This window comes from Chryseobacterium sp. HNCC26DJ238, assembly GCF_057180465.1.
This window is the reverse complement of the sequence record NZ_JBXUGI010000019.1, coordinates 1-20,917: the sequence shown is the minus strand read 5'-3', so window position 1 is coordinate 20,917 and position 20,917 is coordinate 1. Positions and strand designations below refer to the sequence as shown.

Here is a 20,917-nt window from a genome sequence, read left to right as displayed (position 1 = left end):
ATGCTATATAATGTTGACTTCCCGTTCCAGTTCGATCCCGAATTTTTTCTTTACAGAATCTATAATCATTGCCGAAAAATCGAAAATCTCCTTTCCTGTTGCGTTTCCTGTTGCATTGACAATCACCAGAGACTGCATCTGATGGGATGCAACGTTTCCGATCTGTTTTCCTTTCCAGCCGCATTGTTCAATGAGCCATCCTGCGGGAACTTTTACATAATCTCCGTTTGGATATCCCTGTATGTTTTCAAATAAAGTCTGTAAAGCTTCAAACTGAGCTGCAGGGATGGTCGGGTTTTTAAAAAAGCTTCCTGCGTTTCCTGTTATTTTCGGATCGGGTAATTTGCTTTGTCTGATATTGATGACTGCCTTTGAAACATCCTGAATGGTTGGGTTTTCAATGCCTGAACGTTCCAGTTCAGACTTGATAGCGCCATACTCTGTTTTGATAAAATGGTTTTTTCGGGTCAGCCTGAAAGTGACTTCCAGAATTACATATCTGCCTTTTCCTTCCTGTTTAAAAATAGAATCTCTGTAACCGAAGCGGCACTGATCAGAGTTTAATGTTTCAAGTCTTAAATTTTCAAGGTTCAGAACAGTACACTGTACAAATACATCTTTTATTTCTGTTCCATAGGCACCAATGTTCTGCATTGGTGATGTGCCTACATTGCCGGGAATCAGGGATAGATTTTCCAATCCTCCATAATTTTTATGCAGACAAAACAGGACCAGGTTATGCCAGTTTTCACCGGCCTGTGCAGTAACGAAGACTTCATTTTCATTGATGATCTCTTCAGAAATTCCTTTAAGATTAAGCAGAATGGTTAATCCGTCAAAATTTTTCGTCAGTAAAATATTACTTCCGCCTCCCAGGAACAAGACCGGAAGCTTCCCTGAAGCCTCAGGATTGCGATCCTGAACTGTTGAATGACTGAGGATTTTGATCAATTCATCTGCTGAATTGACTTCTGCGAAATATCTGGCATTTGCTTCTACCCCGAAAGTATTGTAGGATTTTAAAGAAAAATTTTCATGCATTGAAGAGAAAATATTTATAATTAATGAGCTGAATGTAAAGTTTTAAATGTATTATCGATTTTTCGACGCAATATTTTCCAGCCTGATTTTGAATTCTTCAAATTGTCTGTAGTGAGTATCGCGGTATGCATTTACAAACACGTGTGATTTTTTTGTGGTCTTAATCTGGAATGTTTCGTCCATTCCGTCAATAGGCTGAATGCTTGGTGAGCTTTCAATTGACCCAAGATCTTTGATTTTGATAGAAGAAATAAGGTTGTTCCAGATTTGCTCATCAATCGGAACGTTCCATTCCTTATGTTTTTGATTGACCGTCGTTCCGCCCTCAAAATGAATGGATTTTTTTGTGATTTTAAAATTGCTGTAGCTTCCCGCTTGCCCTCCGACATTTGATAATGCAATGAAGGTAATCTCTTCGGGATCTCTTTTTGAGGATTTATTTTCGGTCGTTTTATGAGTACAGCCAAAACAAAGCAACAGTAAAAACGTTGCCAGAAATATGCTCAGACTGTTCGTTTTTACTGTTGACATATGGTTTTGTTTTATTAATGACGAATGTCTGAATTGTAGTTCTCAAGTGCAGCCTGTAAGATAGCAACACTTTTTCTTAAATCCTGTTCTTTGAGCACATAAGCAATTCTTACCTGTTTTTTACCCAGTTCAGGATTGCTGTAAAATCCACCTGCCGGAGCAACCATGATTGTCTCATTGTTCAGAGAGTATTTTTCCAATAACCATTGGGCGAATATTTCAGTATCATCCACCGGAAGTTCTGCCACACAATAGAAAGCACCTTTAGGTTTTGGGCATATAACACCCGGGATTGCATTTAATAAGTCTACAAGTATATTTCTTCTGTGTGCATATTCTTCTCTTACGGCTCTGATGTAGGCTCCGTCATTCTGATGAGCGGCAGTGGCTGCGATCTGACCCAGAAGAACAGGGCTTAGCCTGGCCTGTGCAAAAAGCATTGCGGCATCATGAATCTTTTTGGAGCGGGTGATCAGGCATCCGATTCTGACACCGCACATAGAATACCGTTTTGATTCTGAATCAATGATAATACAGTTTTCGCTCAGTTCAGGGAAAGCAAGCATTGAAATCTGCTGTTTGCCGTCATAAACATATTCTCTGTAAACCTCATCTGAAATGATAACGATATCGTATTTCAGCGCAATAGTGGCTAATTGCTGAAGTTCTTCTCTTGTATATAGATATCCTGTAGGATTTCCCGGATTGCAAATAACGATTGCCCTTGTCCTGGCGGTTATTTTTTTCTCAAATTCTTCGATTGGCGGTAGTGCAAAACCTGTATCAATCGTAGAGGGCACTGCTACTACGTTTACATTAAAAGTGCTTGTAAAGCCATTGTAATTTGCATAATAAGGTTCCGGAATAATTACTTCGTCACCATCATCACATAAAGTTGATATTGCAAAATTCAAAGCTTCAGATCCGCCATTGGTAACGATAAAGTGATCGGGCGTCAAATCTGTAAAATCTAAAGAGTGGTAATATTCAGTCAATGCTTTTCTGTACTCAATATTTCCTTCTGATAAGGCATATTCCAATACTTTCAGGTCAATGTTTTTTAGCGCATTAAGTGCTGTTTCCGGAGTTTCAATATCCGGTTGTCCTATGTTTAGATGGTAAACTTTCGTTCCTCTCTGTTTTGCCTGAAGGGCAAATGGAACGAGTTTTCTTACCGGTGAAGGAGGCATCTGTTGTGCTCTGTTTGAGATGTTAGGCATTGTTTAAAAATTTGTATGACAAAAATAGGATTAAATTCTTAATAAGTAAAATGCTTGCGATAGAATATAGTGTGTGGAATTTATATTATTAATTGTTTTGATAGTTTAAGTAATTTGTTTTTTTTAATTAATGAATAGCTTTTTACTTTGTGTTTTAGATAAATTTTAATAAAGAAAATAAAATGATCTTAAATTGTTAATTTAAAATAATTAAGTATAAAATATTTAATAAAATTTGTTTTGTTTTGATTTTTAATTAAATTAGCGGTGATTAAATTAATAATATGAGAATAAATCAATTTTTTGGATTTGTCAGTTTGGCTTTAGTGATGTCTTCGTCAAGTCTGACAGCACAGTACTATCATCCGGTGACGGTAACAGGTTTTACACAGGATGTAATCGTTAATGGTATAGGAAATGCATCTACAAGTACAACGGGACCTGTGGATGACGCAAACTATGCGTATATTTCCAGAGATTTCCAGGCGACAGCAACTACTCCGGTTCCAAGCTATGGTCTTCCTGTAACGGGACAATTTATGACAATGGTAGCGACAACACCAGGACTGACCTATCAGTTAGCCCCTTATTCGGGGAGTAATTCTTTAAAATTAAGTGCTGCGAATGATACAGGTACTCTATCATTCACTACACCTACGGCAGCTTACAACCTTTATTTTCTTGCAACAGGAGGAAGTGGTGCAGCGGTTGCAAGTGCTGTTGTCAATTTTACCGACGGAACATCGCAGTCATTCAGCAACCTTGCTGTTGCAGATTGGTATGGAGGTGCTAGTGCTGCTATACAGGGAATAGGAAGGGTAAACATTACGAATAATAATCTTGAAGACGGCGGAGGGATAAATCCAAGAATTTACCAGATTCCTTTGGCAATTGCTGCTGCTAATCAGTCCAAGACTGTTCAGAATGTTAGTTTTACTAAAGTATCAGGAAATGGCTTTATAAATATTTTTGGGATTTCAGCCGACAGATACACGACCTGTCTTGCTCCTACGGCGGTTACGTCCACGGCAGTTACAATCAGCGCAGGTACGCTCAACTGGACACCGCCGGCGACAGCTCCAGGCAGTTATGATATCTATTATACTTCATCTACATACGCTCCCAATGCTTCTACGACACCATCTCAGTCAGGGATTACCTCCACTACAGCCCAGATGAGCGGGCTGGTACCTCAGACCAGATTCCATGTGTGGATTAGGTCTAACTGCAGTGGTAACATCGGTCAGTGGGCTTACGGAACTACTTTTATGACACCTTGCTCTACATTTACAGTTCCGTACACGGAAAACTTTGATACTACGGCAACGGGTACCTCAACAAGTACGAATGCGCCGAACTGCTGGGCATATTTAGAGACAAGCGGCTTTGCCGGATCGGGTTACGTTACAGCATTAAATCCTGTCTCAGCTCCCAATTCTTACCTTTTAACCAATTCATCAGCCACTACAGGAAATCAAATGCTGGTTTCTCCTCAAACAATTGCACTGTCGGACGGCTCAAAAAGGGTGAAGTTTTTTGCAAGAGGAAGTTCTGCCAATTACTCGCTGCAAATAGGAACTTTGACAGATCCTGCTGATCCGACGACATTTGTATCGTTCAATACAACTACGCTGTCAGCTGCTCAGACGCAATATATAGTAAATATACCTTCAGGAGGAGGATCATATTTAGCTTTCAGACATAATCTTGGTGGAGCCAGCAGATCAATTTATCTGGACAATATCACTGTAGAAGCAGTTCCTTCATGTCCCGAATCTACAAACTTGGCTATTACGGCATCCGGAACAAATTCGATCAGCTTATCATGGACAGATATAGGACCTGTACCTACCAATAATTATGATATTTATTACAGTACGACAAATGTTGTCCCTTCTTCAACTGTCGTTTTAAATGCATCAAACTCCGTAACATCTAATACAACAAGTGTTACTGTTCCAGGATTATCAAATTTATATTCTTATTATTTTTGGGTAAGAACCCATTGCTCCGGTGCAGACCGAAGTCCATGGTTTGGATCTGTAAGCGGGATAACAACCTATTGTAAGCCTTCTTCAACAAACCAGAATTCGTGGATCTCATCATTCTCATCTATCGGTGCAGTGACCAATATGGCCTATACTTCTGCTGCAGCAGTAGCGGGTACAAACGGCTATCAGAACCTGGCAGCAACTGCCAATACAATTTCAAGCAGCGCTGGAACGGCTGTCCCGATTTCAGTAAACGTTGGCGGAGGTACTTGCGGAGTAGCCGTATGGGTTGACTGGGATAATGACGGAACTTTCAGTACTGCTGAAAGAGTATATGCAACTACTGCTTATATTAATACAACGTCAGGCACACTGACGATTCCGGCGGGAACAGCGCTTGGGAATTACAGAATGAGAATTATGTGTGATTATAATACATCTGCCCCAGCAAATGCCTGTGCTGCTCCTACCAGGGGAGAGTTTCTGGATTTTACTCTGCAGGTTGTGGCTCAGTTGGCAACATCAGAGATTTCTTCCGGTCAGAAATCAGGCAGAATTTCACCCAATCCATTTAAAGATGTTATCAATATTTCAGAGTTTAAAGATGTTAAAACTCTTAAAGTAACCGATCTCTCCGGAAGAACTCTTGAAACGTTCGAAAATCCAGGGCAGGAGATTAATTTGAGTTCATTGAACACAGGTTTGTATCTGGTCAATTTATATTTCAAAGACGGTTCACAAAAAAGCATTAAAATTATTAAGAAATAAGAAAGCGTTCCTTTTACATTATTTTGGCAGCTGTACTTTAAGTATGGCTGCTTTTTTTATGATTAAATTTTGTTATTTTAGTAGTCAAATTTTTATGCCATGCAAATTGATGCCTCATCAGTAGAAGATTATATCTCAAAAATTCCTGAAGAAAGGCAGGAAGTCTTCAGAAAGTTCTTCGATACGGTAAATGATAATCTGCCGGAAGGCTTTCAGGAAACCACTGTTTATGGGATGGTTGGCTGGGCAGTTCCTCTGAAGAGATATCCCGCAGGCTATCACTGTACGCCAGGGTCACCCTTACCTTTTATGGCATTAGCTTCCCAAAAGAATTTTATTGCATTTTATCACATGGGAATGTATGCAGATCCTCAATTGCTGGAATGGTTTGTTGCTGAATATCCAAAGTATTCCAAAAGAAAACTGGATATGGGAAAATCATGCGTCCGCTTCAAAAAAATGGATGATATTCCTTTTGAACTTATTGCTGAAGTCAGTAAGAAAATAACGCTGGAAGAGTGGATTACTCTATATGAAAAGGAATATAAAAAATAGGCGTAATATGAAAACAATTTATTTTTTTGGGATTCTGCTTACCTTTCTGAGTTGTAAGACTTCTCAAACGCTTGGTTTGTTAAGTGGTGACCTGCTTTTTGTCACCGCCAAAGAAAGCGGACTGTCAGGTGCTATTGATAATGTAACGAAGAAACAGAAAAATGCGTCATTCGATCATATCGGGATCTTGGAAAAACAGGGCAAGTCGGTATATGTGCTTCATGCAGCACCGAAGGGAGGGTCTCAGAAGCAAAATTTAAATGCTTTCCTGAAAGATCAGAAAGATGACGGACAAAAAGTTGTTTTATACCGTTTAAAATCTGAATACCGGAATGCAATACCAAAAGCGATTGAAAAGGCAAATTCAATGTTGGGAAAACCCTATAATTATAATTATATTCTGAATGAAGATTCTTATTACTGTTCAGATTATATTGAAAGATCTTTTAGAGAAGATCAGATTTTTGCATTGGAACCGATGACTTTTAAGGATCCGAAAACCGGAAAAGTCAATGAATTCTGGAAAAAATTTTATGCTGAAAAAAAACTTAAAGTTCCTGAAGGTGAGCCCGGCTGTAATCCTAACGGACTCGCAGCGTCAGATAAGATCAAAAGAATTAAAGAATTATAAATACAAAGAGAAGTTTTCTATACTTCTCTTTTTTTTGTTAAAATTAAAAAAATATTACCCTACTAATTTGGTAGACTAATATTTTTTTATACTTTTGTCAGATATTAATGAGTAAATATTTTAAAAAAATGTAATTCAGAAAATATTTGTTTAATCAAAAATTGTTTAGTTATGATTACGCCAAATTTGCAGGCTCTGCCAAAAAATGTACCCCTTATCAAAAAAGATTTGATCATCGAAGTAGAATTGAATGGAAAAATGAAATTTGACCATCTTTTAAATGCTATCTATCAACAGATGGGAATCTGTTACAAGGTGCTGAGCGCAAATGTGGAGTATATGAACGGAGCAAATTTCGGCTCTTTCCAGTTACATGTCAATGCTACCAGTGAAGAGTCCCAGCAACTTGAATTTTTCCTGAACAAAAATAAACTTTTGAATACCACTGTCGATTATACCTGCAGAAAGTATTCATAAAGCTGTTAGTCCATATAGTTTGAGGGGCGTTCAATTTATTGAGCGCTTTTTTTATGATTAAAAACAGGGTCATGATCCGATTTTATGGGTCTGGAAAGACTGTCATTGTAAAGAATCATAAGCCTTTGAAGTTTTTAAAAAATTCAGAATGAAATTTAATCTTTTTGAAATATTTCATTCCTGAATTTTGCTTCATTTTCCTTCAGGTAAAAGTTGAAACATATTTGTATTCAATTATCAGGGAAAAAAGATTATTTTTAATAAAAATAAATTACAAAATTATGATTGCACTTATTATCGTTGGAGCTCTGGTCCTGATCACGGTTCTTTATGGAGTTTCTATCTATAACCGACTTGTAAAACTTAAAAATCTTGTTCAGGAAGCCTGGAGCAGTATTGATGTAATGCTTAAAAAACGTCATGATCTTATTCCGAATCTTGTTGAAACGGTAAAAGGATATGCAACTCATGAAAGGGAAACTTTGGAAAATGTAACCAAAGCAAGAAATCTGGCTGTCGCAGCAGATTCTGTGGAAGGCAAGGAGTCTGCGGAAAAAAAACTTAATCAGGCTATGGTCAATTTATTTGCGGTGGCTGAGCAATATCCTGATTTAAAAGCTAACACCAACTTCCAGCAATTACAGTCTGAATTAAGTTCTATTGAGAACGATATTGAAAAATCAAGAAGATATTACAATGGAACGGCCAGGGATAACAATACATTGGTTGAGTCTTTCCCTAGTAATGTCATTGCCAACATGTATAAATTTGAAAAAGCCAAATTCTTTGAACTTGAAAATATCGCAGACAGAGAAGTTCCAACAGTAAAATTTTAACGGATGAAAAAGATTTTAGCATTTCTTTTTCTGATCTTAATTTCTTTCAGTTTTGCTCAGGAAACAGGTGATATTGAAGTTACGAACGTAGAATCGGTTACAGATACCGTTGGATCTAAAAGAATTCTTTCTTTTCATGCCAATATTGACGTCAACAAAAACTCTGGGCTGACTGTAACTGAAAAAATAAAAGTTCACAGTCTCGGAGCCGAAATCAAACGGGGGATTTTCCGTTCACTTCCTTTGACGAGAGATTTGAATAATACCATCCAAAAAGTACGGTATGACATCATTTCAGTAAAGAAAAACGGAGCAGATGAAGATTTTCATGAAGAATATGAAGACGGATATCTCAAGATCTATATTGGAAATAAAGATGTCATTCTTGAACCGGGAAATTATGATTACGAGATAAAGTACACCACAGAAAAGCAAATCGGTTTTTTTGCTCAATATGATGAGTTCTACTGGAATGTCAACGGAACTTTCTGGGGTTTCCCGGTTGATAACATTTCTGCGACAGTGAATCTTCCGGAAGGTGCTGGGATTTTACAGAATTCATGTTATACAGGGAGCCAGGGAAGTACTTCTCAAAATTGTACCGCAGATGTTCTCTCTGAGCATTCAATTACGTGGAACGCTAAAAATCTTGGTGCTAACGAAGGTCTCACCATTGCAGTAGGATTTAAAAAAGGAATCATGATTCCACCTCCACCCCCTACATTTCTTGAACGGTTCGGAATTCTGATTGCAGGAATTGCTGTGTTTCTGGGCTTAGTTATATATTATATTTCCACCTGGAGGAAATATGGAATTGATCCCGAAAAACCAACTGTTTATCCACAGTTTAATGCTCCCGATAATCTTTCACCTGCATCTCTTGGGTTTATCAACAGCGAAAATTTTAAAAATAAATATCTTACCGCTGCCCTGGTTAATCTTGCGGTGAATGGATATGTAAAGATTATTGAAGGTGAGGATTCAGGTGTATTGGGTTTGTTTAAATCTAAAATGTTTACTGTAAAAAAGATGAAAAATGCGGATCAGTCTCTACCCAAAGAAGAGATTAATCTGATGAACAGTCTTTTCTCAGGTGGAGACAGCATTGATTTTGATGGTCAGTACAATTCTAAAATAGAAACTGCAGTCCGAAGCTTTGACCAAACGCTGAAATTTCAGCATGATGCACTTTTAAATGAAGGAAATAATACCCGCAAACTTTATCTGCCCCTTATCGTGATAACGGTAATTTATCTGTTGGGGCTGTTTTTGAGTTTAAAAATGTTTCCTGAATTTGAAAAGATCGTTGTCGGTGGTTTTTTGTATGTTTTCTTACTGGTCTGTTTTTTAATTACAGGATATATCTTTAAACTGTATCCTGTTCTATTTAAGATTTTCCTGATTATTCCCGCAGTTATTCTTGTAATTCTGGGAGGATTGATATTCAACCACAATGAATTCACGATTGATAACAATTTCAATATCTGTTATATCTTCATTGTGCTGGGCTTCACTTCGCTGATTATTTATCAGTATCTGATCCGAAGACCTTCTGAAGATAAACTGAAAAAGAAATCTTTGATTGAAGGTTTTAAAATGTACATGGGTGCGGCAGAAAATACACAGCTGCAATTTCATAATCCACCCACAATGACACCGGAATCTTTTGAAAAACTGCTGCCTTTCGCAATGGTTTTGGGAGTCGATGAAATTTGGGGAAAGAAATTTGATGCCCTGCTGACAAAAATGTCTGCCGAATATCAAAATAACTGGTACGTAGGTTCATCAATGAATCATTTTGCCATGGCAGGCATTCTCAATTCGAGTTTAACCAATTCTATACAGACATCAGCGACACAGCCTTCAAGCTCAGGAAGCAGCTCAGGTTCCGGTTCCGGCGGAGGTGGATTCTCTGGTGGCGGAGGCGGAGGTGGCGGAGGCGGCGGCTGGTAATCCAAAGCTTTTCATTTCACCAAATAAATAAGCGTTCAGAAAATCAATTCTGAACGCTTATTTTATTATGTATAAAAAGGTTCTATATTCGTATTGAAAGCTATATTCTCTCAATATCAGCTCCGATTGCCTTTAGTCTTCCGTCAATGTTTTCATAGCCTCTGTCGATTTGTTCGATGTTATGGATGATTGATTTTCCTTCTGCAGAAAGTGCTGCAATCAAAAGTGCATTTCCGGCTCTGATATCCGGTGAAACCATCGTTGTTCCACGTAGAGGAGATTCCTGGTTGAGACCGATAACAGTAGCTCTGTGCGGATCGCACAAGATGATCTGCGCTCCCATGTCAATCAGTTTGTCAACAAAGAATAATCTGGATTCAAACATTTTCTGATGTACAAGAATACTTCCTCTTGCCTGAGTAGCGACAACTAAGATAATCGAAAGTAAGTCAGGGGTAAATCCAGGCCATGGAGCATCAGAAATTGTAAGGATAGAGCCATCTATAAATTTCTGGATCTTATAGTGTTCCTGAGAAGGGATGTAGATATCATCGCCACTTTGCTCAAGCTCAATTCCCAGTTTTCGGAATGTATTTGGAATAACACCTAACTGATTCCAGTTGACATTTTTAATCGTGATTTCAGATTTTGTCATGGCTGCAAGACCAATCCATGAACCTATTTCAACCATATCCGGAAGCATGGTATGCTCTGTACCGCTGAGATGGGTAACCCCCTCAATCGTTAGCAAATTAGAACCGATTCCTGAAATCTGAGCACCCATTCTGTTCAGCATCTTGCAAAGTTGCTGCAGATAAGGTTCGCAGGCTGCATTGTAAATTCTTGTTTTTCCTTTTGCCAAAGCTGCTGCCATCACAATATTGGCAGTTCCGGTAACTGAAGCTTCTTCCAGAAGGATGAATTTTCCGTTAAGTTCTTTAGCTTTTAATGAGTAGAAATATTCTTCTTCATCATAATTAAATTCCGCACCCAGTTCTACCAGTCCCTGGAAATGCGTATCCAATCTTCTTCTTCCTATTTTGTCACCTCCGGGAGTCGGCATGTACGCTTCACCATAACGGGCAAGCATGGGTCCCATCAACATGATTGAACCTCTGAGTTTCGCTCCGTCTTTTTTAAATTCATTAGACTTAATGTAATCAAAGTTTACGTGGTCTGCTTTAAAAGTAAAATCACCATGACCGTTTTTGGTCACTTTAACCCCAAAGTCACCTAAGATCTCAATCAGTCTGTTGACATCATGGATATCCGGAATGTTTTTTATTCTTACCTCTTCATCCGTTAACAAAACCGCACATAAGATTTGAAGAGCTTCATTTTTTGCCCCTTGTGGAGTGATTTCACCTTGCAGTCTTTTCCCCCCTCTTATTTGAAATGTCCCACTCATTATCTTCTATTCTTATTATTGTTGTTATTTGTGAATCTTCTTTTGTTAATATTGTTATTAGTATTGCTTTGATTTCTGTTGTTGGTGTTCTTGTTCAGATTGTTACGGTTGGCGGTAGCGTAATAAATCTTGCTTTTTTCAAGAGCTTCAATATTGGTCAGATCAAGCCTGTTTGCGGATAATTCTTTTAAATGACGGAAAATCACGTCATCAGTTACATGTTCTTTATTGTAGACATTGTATGACTTCTTCATATTATTGGCAATCACTTCGATCAAGGCTTCCTTTTCGTCTCCGGGTTCCAGTTCGATTGCCTTTTCAATCAGCTGAAGAATGCTTTTTCCATAAAATTTAAAGTCACCCTGTAGCTTGGGATATTCCATTCTTTTCGGTTTCTCCTCAAGTTCTTCTTTGGTAGGGAAAGGATAAACAGGATCAATATCCAGATCATGGTTAGCCAAAATATATAAGTGATCCCAAAGTTTATGTTTGTAATTGTCTTCGTCTCGTAATTGTGGGTTTCTCTGACCCATAAAGTCAATGATTGCCATTGCCATTTCGTTTCTTTCCTCTTTTGTAGAAAGCTCTTTGCAGCGCTCAACCAATTGCTGTATCATTCTACCGTATTCCGGCATGTTAAGTTGAGTTCTTTGGGTATTGTATTCCATAGTATGCAAATATATGGATTAATAAAAAAAAGTTCTGAAAAAACTTTAATGTTAATCCTTTTTAATAAAAATATAGTTACAATTAATAAACCATTTTCATATTAATTGGTAATAATATATGTTTTTTATAAATAATATTTGGTAAAAATTGTAATTTAGTTGTCATTTCACCAAATAAAATTACTTACTATGAGAAAAACACTATTTTTACTGCAGGCTTTAGCGGTAGGCTTTATTTATTCCTGTCATGATAGCGAAATCATTGATGAAGAGCCTTCCGGTATTAACAAAAGGGTCGTCAATGTAACCACTCATGACGGCAGACCTTTCAGTACAGGAAATAATAATCCGGTCAACGGAAAGTTTGTTTCCGGACCCGGCGGCGGAGTAATGATGCAGGGATTCTATTGGGATGTTCCTGCCGGTGGCACCTGGTGGAACACCGTTAAAGATAAAGTTACCGGCTGGTCAAATGCGGGAATAAATGCCGTCTGGCTTCCACCTGCTTCAAAAGCGCAGAATGGAGCCTATTCGATGGGGTATGATCCTACAGATTACTATGATTTTGGTAATTTCAATCAGAATGGAAGTGTAGAGACCCGGTTCGGATCAAGAACTGAACTGGAAGCATTGATTACAAAGGCCCATGCTGAAAATATGCAGGTTTATGCAGATATTGTAATCAATCATAACAGTGGCGGGCAGTCTCAGGCAAATCCTTTCACAGGAACCAGTACATGGACTGATTTTTCCGGAATTTCATCCGGCAAATTCCAGAGAAGTTATAATGATTTTTATAAAAATGCCTACGGAAATAATGATGAAGGCGCATTCGGCGGTTTTCCTGATCTGTGTCATGCGAATCCTTATGTTCAGAACTGGCTTTGGGAGCGGGAAGATTCTGTAGGGAAGTATTATAAAAATGTAATGAAATTTGACGGATGGAGGTTTGATTACGTAAAAGGCTTTGGACCGTGGGTAGTCAATACGTGGAATTCTAACGTCGGTGGATTTTCTGTCGGCGAACTGTGGGATTCCAATGTGAATACGCTGGAATGGTGGGCAAATAATGCCAACAGCTCTGTGTTTGATTTTGCAGCGTATTATAAAATGGATGAAGCATTCGATAACGGAAATCTTAATGTGCTGAATGATGATATGATGTGGAAACGAAATCCTTATAAGGCTGTAACATTCGTAGCCAACCATGATACAGATATCATTGGCAATAAAATGCTCGCCTATGCTTATATATTGACGCATGAAGGATATCCTACAATTTTTTACAGAGATTATGAGGAGTGGCTGAATAAAGAGAGACTGAATAACCTGATCTGGATCCATAATAACAAAGCAACAGGAAATTCGTCTATCCTGTATACCGATAATAATGAATATATCGCAAGAAGAAACGGATACAACGGAAACCCGGGATTGATAGTTTATATTAACAGTTCTTCAGACTGGCAGGAAAGATGGGTGGAAACGAACTGGAGCAGCAGGCAAATCAAAGATTTTACAGGTCACTCGTCATGGTATCCGGTGACCCAGGGAGATAAATGGGTTAAGATTCAGTGTCCTCCAAACAGCTACTCTGTCTGGTCACTAAATCAATAAACAATTGAAGTAAAAGAGAGTTGAAGAACTCTCTTTTATACTTCTATAAATTTCTTTCTTTCCTGTGGAGTAGGCAGATAACATTTCTGATTGGCCATTTTCATCCTGTTTTCTGATACGATATCATACACCTTATCACTCAGAAAAGAGGGGATGAGCTTGCCTACAGCAGAAAATTTATAAATACCACCCAGTAAATTAGCGATTTGCAGGACTGCACGGGATTTTGTCAGATAATAATCATTCTGCTTCCAGAGGTACATAGTGTTGAAAACTTTAGTTTCCAAACCTCTCTCAGAGAGAAATTTTTGTCCAAAGTCTGATTGCAGTGAAGCAAACATAAACTGATCGTTTTTATCCCTTTCAAGGATCCACTGTACCCAAAAATTGCAGACGCCACATTCACCGTCAAAAAATACAATATGTTTATGGTTTTGGTTTTTTTGCATGTTTTCTGTTTTTACTGCATTTTTATTTGTGTATCCTCGATCTGATTTTTAAAATAAGTGACGAGTTCTTTTCTCTGCTGATCACTTAATTTAGCATTTTGATGACCGATATAATAAGATTCCAAAGGCATTTCTTTTTTTTCGATCATTTCGATACACTCTTCCATCTTGTGAATCTGTCTCTTAGGCTCATACGTAGCAAAAATTGAAAAATTTAAATGCTTTCTTCCTTCATTGATATGGTTTTTCAAAAACCATGAAGATGGTGCTATGCCGGAATACCAGGGATATTCTGTTTCGTTGGAATGGCAGTCATAACATGAAGTAGTGATTATTTTTGCAATGTTCTCCGGAGTATTTTTAATTCTTAAAAAATCCATTCCCTCATTCACAGGAGGATTGGTCTTGTCAATAGGGAAAAACTGAATGATTACAAATGCAACCAGCAAAATAATAAGAATTTTCTTCATAAAGTGAAATTTTGAAAAGACACTTAATTCAATCATATCTCGTGCCTAAAGTATAAAATTAGGAAAAAATATTGACTATTCGTTTGTGAATTAGAGATTTAGAACAGATAGACTGATGGGTTAAATAATAAAACCCTATCTTTGCAAAAAAATTGGGCTCCAATAGTTGGAGTAACCCATTGATAATCTGATCCTGAGTACTGTCTCATGGGTTATTAAACATTTTTTATGTCAAATATTGTTGCAATCGTTGGGCGTCCCAACGTAGGAAAATCCACCCTGTTTAACCGTTTGCTTGAAAGAAGAGAAGCTATTGTAGATTCTACTTCGGGAGTTACGAGGGACCGTCATTACGGGAAATCTGACTGGAATGGTGTCGACTTTACCGTAATTGATACCGGTGGTTATGAGGTGAACAGTGAAGACGTTTTTCAGGAAGAAATTTCAAAACAGGTTCAGCTCGCTATTGATGAAGCAACTTCCATTATTTTTATGATGAACGTTGAAGAAGGTCTTACAGATACGGATTACGAGATTCACGAAATGCTGAGAAGAGCAAAAAAACCGGTTTATATTGTGATCAACAAAGTAGATTCGGCCAAAGAAGAACTGGCAGCTACAGAATTCTATCAGTTAGGAATTGAAAAATACTATACTTTATCATCTGCTACAGGTTCCGGGACAGGTGAGATTTTAGATGATGTTGTTAATGACTTTCCGTCTACAGACTATAAAGATCCATTTGAAGGGCTTCCGAAAATTACCATTGCAGGACGTCCAAATGTGGGGAAATCAACGTTGACGAATGCTTTGCTGGATGCCGAAAGAAATATTGTAACAGATGTTGCAGGAACGACGAGAGACAGTATTCAGACCCTTTACAATAAATTCGGGCATGAATTTGTGCTGGTAGATACAGCCGGAATGCGTCGTAAATCTAAAGTAAATGAAGATCTGGAATTTTATTCCGTAATGAGGTCTATCCGGTCCATTGAATTTTCTGATGTGGTCATCATTATGGTGGATGCAACGTTAGGATGGGAATCTCAGGATATGAACATTTTCGGTCTGGCTCAGAAAAACAGAAAAGGGATCGTCATTGTCGTTAATAAATGGGATCTGATTGAAGATAAAACCACGAATACCGTAAGGGATTTCGAGCAGTCGATAAGAGATAAAATAGGACAGTTCAGCGATATTCCGATTCTTTTTGTTTCAGCTTTAACGAAGCAGAGAATCCTCAAGGCAGTTGAAATGGCAATGGTGGTATATGAAGACCGTAAAAAGAAGATCAAAACTTCAAAATTGAATGAAGTTATGCTTCCTATTTTCGAGCGTACGCCGCCGCCGGCAAATAAAGGGAAATATATTAAAATCAAATACTGTGTACAGCTTCCGACGCCTTCACCGCAGTTTGTATTTTTCTGTAATTTACCGCAGTACGTGAAAGAAGCATATAAACGATTTACAGAAAACCAGCTGAGAAAAGAATTCGGTTTTACCGGAGTTCCGATCGAAGTTTATTTCAGACAAAAATAAACCGGCTGATCACAGATAAAGACATAAAAATAAATCCCTTTCAGTAATCTTTTCTGAAAGGGATTTATTTTATTATTCTTAGTTTTGCTGTCAGAATATTCAAATTATGACTGTAGAGCTATCTAAAACTTTTTCTTTGGTTAATTCATGGATTAACGAGCTTCGAAACGTAGAAATCCAGCACGACCGGATGAGGTTCCGCAGAAATATGGAGCGCATCGGGGAAATTGCCGCGTTTGAAATCAGCAAAGATCTCGAAACAGAGGAAATTGAAATTCAGACTCCTTTAGATACGATAAAAGCTCATGAAATTTCCGTTCAGCCGGTTATTACCACTATTTTAAGAGCAGGAGTTCCTTTATTTGAAGGGATTCTGAATTACTTCGACAAAGCCGACTGTGGTTTTGTAGCAGCTTACAGAAAGCACGATGCCAACGATTATTTTTCGATCAAGCAGGATTATCTGACCTGTCCGAATATTGACGGCAGAACGTTAATCGTTGCAGATCCAATGCTGGCGACCGGTGCTTCACTCATCGAAGCAATCAAAGATCTGCTGACCAACGGTACGCCTTCTCAATTACATATTGTAGCGGCAATCGCATCAAAACAAGGAGTTGAAACCATCCGGAAATCTTATCCGCAGGCAAAAATATGGGTAGGTGCCATCGATGAAAACCTTACAGAGAAAGGGTATATCACACCAGGTCTGGGTGATGCCGGAGATTTGAGTTACGGAGAGAAGCTGCAGCGATAATTATTCCATTAAATATGATGTTTATTTTGAATCTTAGTACTCATAAAAAATAAATGGATCTTCATTTCGTCAATGAATGTTATTTCGATGTCAGGCAAACATCTTTTTTTTATCTTTATTTGATTTGTTAAAATATCACAGAAAAAAAATCGCCCAATCACTCATCCATTGCCATGATGAGGACGCTCACTTTATTATTGCTTTCATTCAGGATTTTCCAGGCAATGGTGGCTAAAGTATTTCCTGTAGTGAAAACATCATCGATCAACAAAATGTGCTGATCTGAGATCTTTCCGGTCAGTGAAAAGATATTCTCTGTTTCGATCCGATGTTTTTTATCCTTTAGAGCCTGGGCTTTAGAATAATGGTTTCTTTTAATTAACGTGTGATCAAAAGGAATGTCAAAATGCTGAGATAGTGTTCTGGTGAATAGATGTAGCTGATTATAGCCTCTTTCTTTCTCTTTCCTTGGGTGGAGTGGTACTGTAACCAGGAGATCAGGTTTTTCTTCCTTAAAATCCAATCTTTCCATGATCCATTCTGCAAGGATTTTTCCCGTCTTTTCCCTGCTTTTGTATTTCAGTTCGTGAATGATTTTTCTGCTCAGGTTCTCCTGTCCGAACTGCATCAGAGCATAAGCATTCTGTACAGGGAAAAGTAATTTGCATTTTTCTTTCAGGTGATTTTCAGTGAAATAGTCAAAATGAGTAAAATGAATCTGCTCAAAACAGATGCCGCATACAATCAGAGAGCCATCAATGATTCGGTTGCAGTGGATGCAGCGGTTGGGGAAAAATAAATCTAAAATCATTAGTTTGTGTTTGAATATAAATTTAAGCAAAAATGATCAATAAGCATCGTCGCTGAAATTCCTGTTTTCTGATCAAATTCTCTATCTTTGCACTATGATACGTATTACAAAGATTTTTACATTTGAGACTGCTCATGTTTTATATAATTATGATGGGAAATGTAAAAATATGCACGGACATTCTTACAAACTTTTCGTTACAGTAAAAGGAAAACCGATCAATGATCTGGATAACCCTAAAAACGGAATGGTGGTGGATTTCGGGGATATTAAAGCCATTGTAAAAGCTGAAATAGTGGATGTCTGGGACCATTCAGTGCTGATCAACGGTGTTTCTCCACACAGGGAGATGGGAGAAGACCTGGAGAATAAAGGTCAGAAAGTTATTTACTGTAACTTTCAGCCAACCTGTGAAAATATGTTGTATGCAATTGCTGCAAAAATAAAATCAAAACTTCCCGCAGATATATCTTTAGCTTACCTTAAGCTTCATGAAACAGAAAACTCCTATGGAGAATGGTTTGCAGAAGATAATCAATAATTTTTTTCTGAATAAAGTTTAAAAGTGCTCAAAACATCCATCCATTTAGAACCCGGTAAAAAAGTATATTTTGCTTCAGATCAGCATTTTGGTGCGCCGGATCCGAAGCAGAGTAAGATTCGCGAAGAAAAATTTATCCGCTGGATGAACGAGATCAAAGCAGATGCGCAGGTTTTGTTTTTAATGGGTGATCTCTTCGATTTCTGGCATGAGTGGAAGCATGTTATTCCCAAAGGATATGTACGTGTCCTGGGAAAGATAGCAGAATTGAAAGACAGCGGGATTCAGGTTTACTTTTTTGTAGGAAACCACGATCTCTGGATGAAGGATTACCTGGAAGAAGAAATCGGATGTACTGTTTTTTATAAGAAGCAGTATTTCGAAATTGCCGGGAAACAATTTCTACTGGCGCATGGAGATGGTCTGGGGCCTGGTGACAAAGGCTATAAAAGAATGAAAAAAGTCTTTACAAATCCTGTTGCACAATGGTTTTTCAAATGGCTGCATCCGGATATTGCCATGAAGGTGGCTTTGTATCTTTCACAAAAAAATAAAATGATTTCCGGAGATGAAGACAAAGCCTTTTTAGGAGAAGATAAAGAGTTTCTGATTATATATTCAAAAGAAAAACTGAAAAAAGAGAATATAGATTACTTTATCTATGGTCACAGGCATTTGCCGATGGTTTTAGATTTAGGAAAAAATGCAAAATACATCAATCTCGGAGACTGGATTTCTTATTTCACTTATGGTGTTTTTCAAAATGATTTTGAATTAAAAACTTTTGGGCAGAAATAAAAAATTACTTCATAAAAGGTAATTCATGAATATTGGTTTCTAAAACTGTTATATCTAATCGATATTCTGAAGATAAGTTTGCTATAATATTACCAATTGTATCGTATTGTATACTAAAACTTAAATTTGATTTCCTAAACGACTCATTTGAATCCTTAAAACCTTACACTACATTGAAAAGTATATTTGACATAAAGACTGAACAGGAATTTCTGGATGTGGCATTGACCACTTTTAGGTATCAATATAAAAATATTGAAGTGTACAGGAAGTTTACAGATTATCTGAAGATCGATCCGGAAAAAGTGAAATCATTGGACAGAATTCCTTTTTTACCGATTGAGATGTTTAAAAATCATCAGATTTTAGATAAGAATATGAGTACAGATCTTTATTTTCAGAGCTCTGGAACCACACAGATGAATCTGTCCAAACATTTCATAGCCGACGAAAATATCTATCAGGAGAGTATTTATAAAAGTTTTGACAAATTCATCGGGAAACCTGAAGATTTCATATTTTTAGGATTGCTTCCAAGTTATCTGGAAAAACAGAATTCATCACTGATCTATATGGTGGACTACCTGATGAAAAAGTCAGATCAGCCTGAAAATGGCTATTTTCTTTACAATCACCAGGATTTATTTCAGCTTTTGACTACTCTTAAAGACAAAAAAGTAATCCTCTTCGGAGTTTCTTTTGCACTTCTGGATTTTTTGGACTACTGCAGCTCTAACTCTTCATCTCTTCAATTCTCGGACTCTCTTACCGTCATTGAAACAGGTGGAATGAAAGGACGTAAAGAAGAGATGACAAAAGATGAATTACTGAGCATATTTCAAAATGGTTTTAAAACCAAGAAGATTTATTCAGAATACTCAATGACTGAACTGTTGTCACAGGCATATTCCCTGGGGCAGAATGTTTATGAGTGCCCAGGGTGGATGCGTGTTCTGATAAGAAATGCAGAAGATCCTTTTGGGTATGAAAATGCAGGAAAAACCGGGGCGGTCAATATCATTGATCTGGCAAATATTCACACGTGCTCGTTTATTGCAACACAGGATCTTGGAAAGCTGCTGCAGGAGGATGACAGAAAATTTCAGGTGTTGGGAAGGATTGACCACTCCGACATCCGTGGATGTAGCTTGTTGGTTAGTTAGAGCTTTTGCCATTATTTTTATTCAATAAAAGAATCGGCGAATTTCGTTAGCAACAGAAAATGTATGTTTAGTGAATAAAAAGTATTGGCGAACATACTGCTAAAATAACTATTAAAAAAAAATAAAAGTGTTGAAGATAGAGGAATTGGTTCACGCTTACATTCATACAAATTGCGATTTTGAAAAAGAAATTGTCCTGAGCAATCACTTTCATTCAGATTGGGAAGCTGACCTGCTGATTATTGATGCTGAAGGTTTCAGTCATGAAATAGAAATCAAACTTTCAAAGAGTGATTTCAAAAATGATTTTAAAAAATCATACATCAATACGAAGACAGGGGAGAAATTTCTGAAGCATGATAAAATATGCTGCGGTGATTACGTGTGTAATGCTTTCAGCTTTTTGCTTCCTATGGGTATGATTGAACATTCTCAAATTCCCGATCACTGTGGAATTATTGAATTTTACCACAATGCTGATAACTGGAATACTGAATTTTACCTGGTGCGTTCTCCTAAGAAAGTGCATGACGATTCTTATTGGAATCTTAATGATAAGGATCTTTTCATCAGGAAAATGGCAGTCAATTTATTACAGAGAAAATTAGAGATTAAAGGGAGGCATGAAGAATTGATTTATAAAAATCCTTTTGAGATAAAGAAAACGAAATAGAAAAATCCTGTCTAAAAATC

21 protein-coding genes are annotated in these 20,917 nt (G+C 37.5%); 13 read left to right on the top strand and 8 right to left on the bottom strand.

Annotation, left to right across the window (positions count from 1 at the left end; genetic code table 11):
* Positions 1-3: 3 nt before the first annotated feature.
* The 3 genes from murB to AC2A07_RS16735 are packed head-to-tail and all read right to left on the bottom strand — an operon-like array spanning position 4 to position 2,792.
* On the bottom strand, positions 4-1,041 hold the full coding sequence (gene murB / locus AC2A07_RS16745; protein ID WP_484051333.1) for a UDP-N-acetylmuramate dehydrogenase: 1,038 nt from the start codon (positions 1,039-1,041) through the stop codon (positions 4-6).
* 51 nt (positions 1,042-1,092) lie between these two features.
* Positions 1,093-1,572: a hypothetical protein gene (locus AC2A07_RS16740; protein ID WP_484051332.1), complete on the bottom strand. Its 480-nt coding sequence runs from the start codon at positions 1,570-1,572 to the stop codon at positions 1,093-1,095.
* A 14-nt stretch (positions 1,573-1,586) separates the two neighbouring features.
* A complete protein-coding gene (locus tag AC2A07_RS16735; RefSeq protein ID WP_484051331.1) occupies positions 1,587-2,792 on the bottom strand; it encodes a pyridoxal phosphate-dependent aminotransferase in 1,206 nt (401 codons plus the stop codon).
* A 284-nt stretch (positions 2,793-3,076) separates the two neighbouring features.
* On the opposite strand from AC2A07_RS16735, the gene AC2A07_RS16730 reads away from it, so the two are divergent.
* From AC2A07_RS16730 to AC2A07_RS16705, 6 genes are all read left to right on the top strand, one after another.
* Positions 3,077-5,551: a GEVED domain-containing protein gene (locus AC2A07_RS16730; protein ID WP_484051330.1), complete on the top strand. Its 2,475-nt coding sequence runs from the start codon at positions 3,077-3,079 to the stop codon at positions 5,549-5,551.
* 99 nt (positions 5,552-5,650) lie between these two features.
* Positions 5,651-6,106: a DUF1801 domain-containing protein gene (locus tag AC2A07_RS16725; protein WP_484051329.1), complete on the top strand. Its 456-nt coding sequence runs from the start codon at positions 5,651-5,653 to the stop codon at positions 6,104-6,106.
* Between the two features lie 7 nt (positions 6,107-6,113).
* Complete coding sequence (locus AC2A07_RS16720; protein WP_484051328.1) at positions 6,114-6,737, top strand: YiiX/YebB-like N1pC/P60 family cysteine hydrolase; 624 nt, start codon at positions 6,114-6,116, stop codon at positions 6,735-6,737.
* Positions 6,738-6,908: 171 nt separating this feature from the next.
* Entirely contained in the window at positions 6,909-7,214 is a 306-nt protein-coding gene (locus AC2A07_RS16715) for an NIL domain-containing protein (protein WP_314494952.1), read from the top strand.
* 281 nt (positions 7,215-7,495) lie between these two features.
* Positions 7,496-8,050, top strand: coding sequence for a LemA family protein (locus AC2A07_RS16710; RefSeq protein WP_484051327.1), 555 nt, complete (start codon positions 7,496-7,498; stop codon positions 8,048-8,050).
* Between the two features lie 3 nt (positions 8,051-8,053).
* Entirely contained in the window at positions 8,054-10,003 is a 1,950-nt protein-coding gene (locus AC2A07_RS16705) for a DUF2207 domain-containing protein (protein WP_484051326.1), read from the top strand.
* Between the two features lie 100 nt (positions 10,004-10,103).
* Here AC2A07_RS16705 and murA read toward each other — a convergent pair whose 3' ends face one another.
* Together murA and AC2A07_RS16695 are read right to left on the bottom strand one after the other, a co-directional pair.
* Entirely contained in the window at positions 10,104-11,411 is a 1,308-nt protein-coding gene (gene murA / locus AC2A07_RS16700) for a UDP-N-acetylglucosamine 1-carboxyvinyltransferase (RefSeq protein ID WP_314494947.1), read from the bottom strand.
* Positions 11,411-12,079 (bottom strand): DUF4290 domain-containing protein, encoded by a 669-nt coding sequence (locus AC2A07_RS16695; RefSeq protein WP_484051325.1) that lies wholly within the window; start codon positions 12,077-12,079, stop codon positions 11,411-11,413. The genes murA and AC2A07_RS16695 overlap by 1 nt, the downstream gene beginning before the upstream one ends.
* Positions 12,080-12,268: 189 nt before the next feature.
* On the opposite strand from AC2A07_RS16695, the gene AC2A07_RS16690 reads away from it, so the two are divergent.
* Positions 12,269-13,696: an alpha-amylase gene (locus tag AC2A07_RS16690; protein ID WP_484051324.1), complete on the top strand. Its 1,428-nt coding sequence runs from the start codon at positions 12,269-12,271 to the stop codon at positions 13,694-13,696.
* Positions 13,697-13,731: 35 nt separating this feature from the next.
* Here AC2A07_RS16690 and AC2A07_RS16685 read toward each other — a convergent pair whose 3' ends face one another.
* Positions 13,732-14,145: a thiol-disulfide oxidoreductase DCC family protein gene (locus AC2A07_RS16685; protein ID WP_314494942.1), complete on the bottom strand. Its 414-nt coding sequence runs from the start codon at positions 14,143-14,145 to the stop codon at positions 13,732-13,734.
* Between the two features lie 11 nt (positions 14,146-14,156).
* Positions 14,157-14,615: a heme-binding domain-containing protein gene (locus tag AC2A07_RS16680; RefSeq protein ID WP_484051323.1), complete on the bottom strand. Its 459-nt coding sequence runs from the start codon at positions 14,613-14,615 to the stop codon at positions 14,157-14,159.
* A 228-nt stretch (positions 14,616-14,843) separates the two neighbouring features.
* On the opposite strand from AC2A07_RS16680, the gene der reads away from it, so the two are divergent.
* Both der and upp read left to right on the top strand, forming a co-directional pair.
* Positions 14,844-16,154, top strand: coding sequence for a ribosome biogenesis GTPase Der (der, locus tag AC2A07_RS16675; RefSeq protein WP_484051322.1), 1,311 nt, complete (start codon positions 14,844-14,846; stop codon positions 16,152-16,154).
* Between the two features lie 106 nt (positions 16,155-16,260).
* On the top strand, positions 16,261-16,911 hold the full coding sequence (gene upp / locus AC2A07_RS16670) for a uracil phosphoribosyltransferase (protein WP_484051321.1): 651 nt from the start codon (positions 16,261-16,263) through the stop codon (positions 16,909-16,911).
* Positions 16,912-17,068: 157 nt separating this feature from the next.
* On the opposite strand, the gene AC2A07_RS16665 is transcribed toward upp, so the two are convergent.
* The gene (locus tag AC2A07_RS16665) at positions 17,069-17,722 is read right to left on the bottom strand and encodes a ComF family protein (RefSeq protein ID WP_484051320.1); all 654 of its coding nucleotides are present in this window, start codon (positions 17,720-17,722) and stop codon (positions 17,069-17,071) included.
* A 94-nt stretch (positions 17,723-17,816) separates the two neighbouring features.
* Here AC2A07_RS16665 and AC2A07_RS16660 point away from each other — a divergent pair, with 94 nt between their 5' ends.
* The 4 genes from AC2A07_RS16660 (at position 17,817) to AC2A07_RS16645 (ending at position 20,897) form a co-directional block, all read left to right on the top strand.
* Complete coding sequence (locus AC2A07_RS16660; protein WP_314494934.1) at positions 17,817-18,263, top strand: 6-carboxytetrahydropterin synthase; 447 nt, start codon at positions 17,817-17,819, stop codon at positions 18,261-18,263.
* 24 nt (positions 18,264-18,287) lie between these two features.
* On the top strand, positions 18,288-19,061 hold the full coding sequence (locus AC2A07_RS16655; protein ID WP_314494932.1) for a UDP-2,3-diacylglucosamine diphosphatase: 774 nt from the start codon (positions 18,288-18,290) through the stop codon (positions 19,059-19,061).
* Positions 19,062-19,234: 173 nt separating this feature from the next.
* Complete coding sequence (locus tag AC2A07_RS16650) at positions 19,235-20,224, top strand: LuxE/PaaK family acyltransferase (RefSeq protein ID WP_484051319.1); 990 nt, start codon at positions 19,235-19,237, stop codon at positions 20,222-20,224.
* A gap of 127 nt (positions 20,225-20,351) precedes the next feature.
* Positions 20,352-20,897 carry a hypothetical protein gene (locus AC2A07_RS16645; RefSeq protein WP_314494928.1) on the top strand — a complete coding sequence of 182 codons (546 nt, stop codon included), beginning with the start codon at positions 20,352-20,354 and terminating at the stop codon, positions 20,895-20,897.
* Positions 20,898-20,917: the final 20 nt, after the last annotated feature.

Coding starts and splice junctions, on each gene's coding strand:
- murB (WP_484051333.1), bottom strand. CDS start 1,041: ATGCATGAAAATTTTTCTTTAAAATCCTACAATACTTTCGGGGTAGAA.
- AC2A07_RS16740 (WP_484051332.1), bottom strand. CDS start 1,572: ATGTCAACAGTAAAAACGAACAGTCTGAGCATATTTCTGGCAACGTTT.
- AC2A07_RS16735 (WP_484051331.1), bottom strand. CDS start 2,792: ATGCCTAACATCTCAAACAGAGCACAACAGATGCCTCCTTCACCGGTA.
- AC2A07_RS16730 (WP_484051330.1), top strand. CDS start 3,077: ATGAGAATAAATCAATTTTTTGGATTTGTCAGTTTGGCTTTAGTGATG.
- AC2A07_RS16725 (WP_484051329.1), top strand. CDS start 5,651: ATGCAAATTGATGCCTCATCAGTAGAAGATTATATCTCAAAAATTCCT.
- AC2A07_RS16720 (WP_484051328.1), top strand. CDS start 6,114: ATGAAAACAATTTATTTTTTTGGGATTCTGCTTACCTTTCTGAGTTGT.
- AC2A07_RS16715 (WP_314494952.1), top strand. CDS start 6,909: ATGATTACGCCAAATTTGCAGGCTCTGCCAAAAAATGTACCCCTTATC.
- AC2A07_RS16710 (WP_484051327.1), top strand. CDS start 7,496: ATGATTGCACTTATTATCGTTGGAGCTCTGGTCCTGATCACGGTTCTT.
- AC2A07_RS16705 (WP_484051326.1), top strand. CDS start 8,054: ATGAAAAAGATTTTAGCATTTCTTTTTCTGATCTTAATTTCTTTCAGT.
- murA (WP_314494947.1), bottom strand. CDS start 11,411: ATGAGTGGGACATTTCAAATAAGAGGGGGGAAAAGACTGCAAGGTGAA.
- AC2A07_RS16695 (WP_484051325.1), bottom strand. CDS start 12,079: ATGGAATACAATACCCAAAGAACTCAACTTAACATGCCGGAATACGGT.
- AC2A07_RS16690 (WP_484051324.1), top strand. CDS start 12,269: ATGAGAAAAACACTATTTTTACTGCAGGCTTTAGCGGTAGGCTTTATT.
- AC2A07_RS16685 (WP_314494942.1), bottom strand. CDS start 14,145: ATGCAAAAAAACCAAAACCATAAACATATTGTATTTTTTGACGGTGAA.
- AC2A07_RS16680 (WP_484051323.1), bottom strand. CDS start 14,615: ATGAAGAAAATTCTTATTATTTTGCTGGTTGCATTTGTAATCATTCAG.
- der (WP_484051322.1), top strand. CDS start 14,844: ATGTCAAATATTGTTGCAATCGTTGGGCGTCCCAACGTAGGAAAATCC.
- upp (WP_484051321.1), top strand. CDS start 16,261: ATGACTGTAGAGCTATCTAAAACTTTTTCTTTGGTTAATTCATGGATT.
- AC2A07_RS16665 (WP_484051320.1), bottom strand. CDS start 17,722: ATGATTTTAGATTTATTTTTCCCCAACCGCTGCATCCACTGCAACCGA.
- AC2A07_RS16660 (WP_314494934.1), top strand. CDS start 17,817: ATGATACGTATTACAAAGATTTTTACATTTGAGACTGCTCATGTTTTA.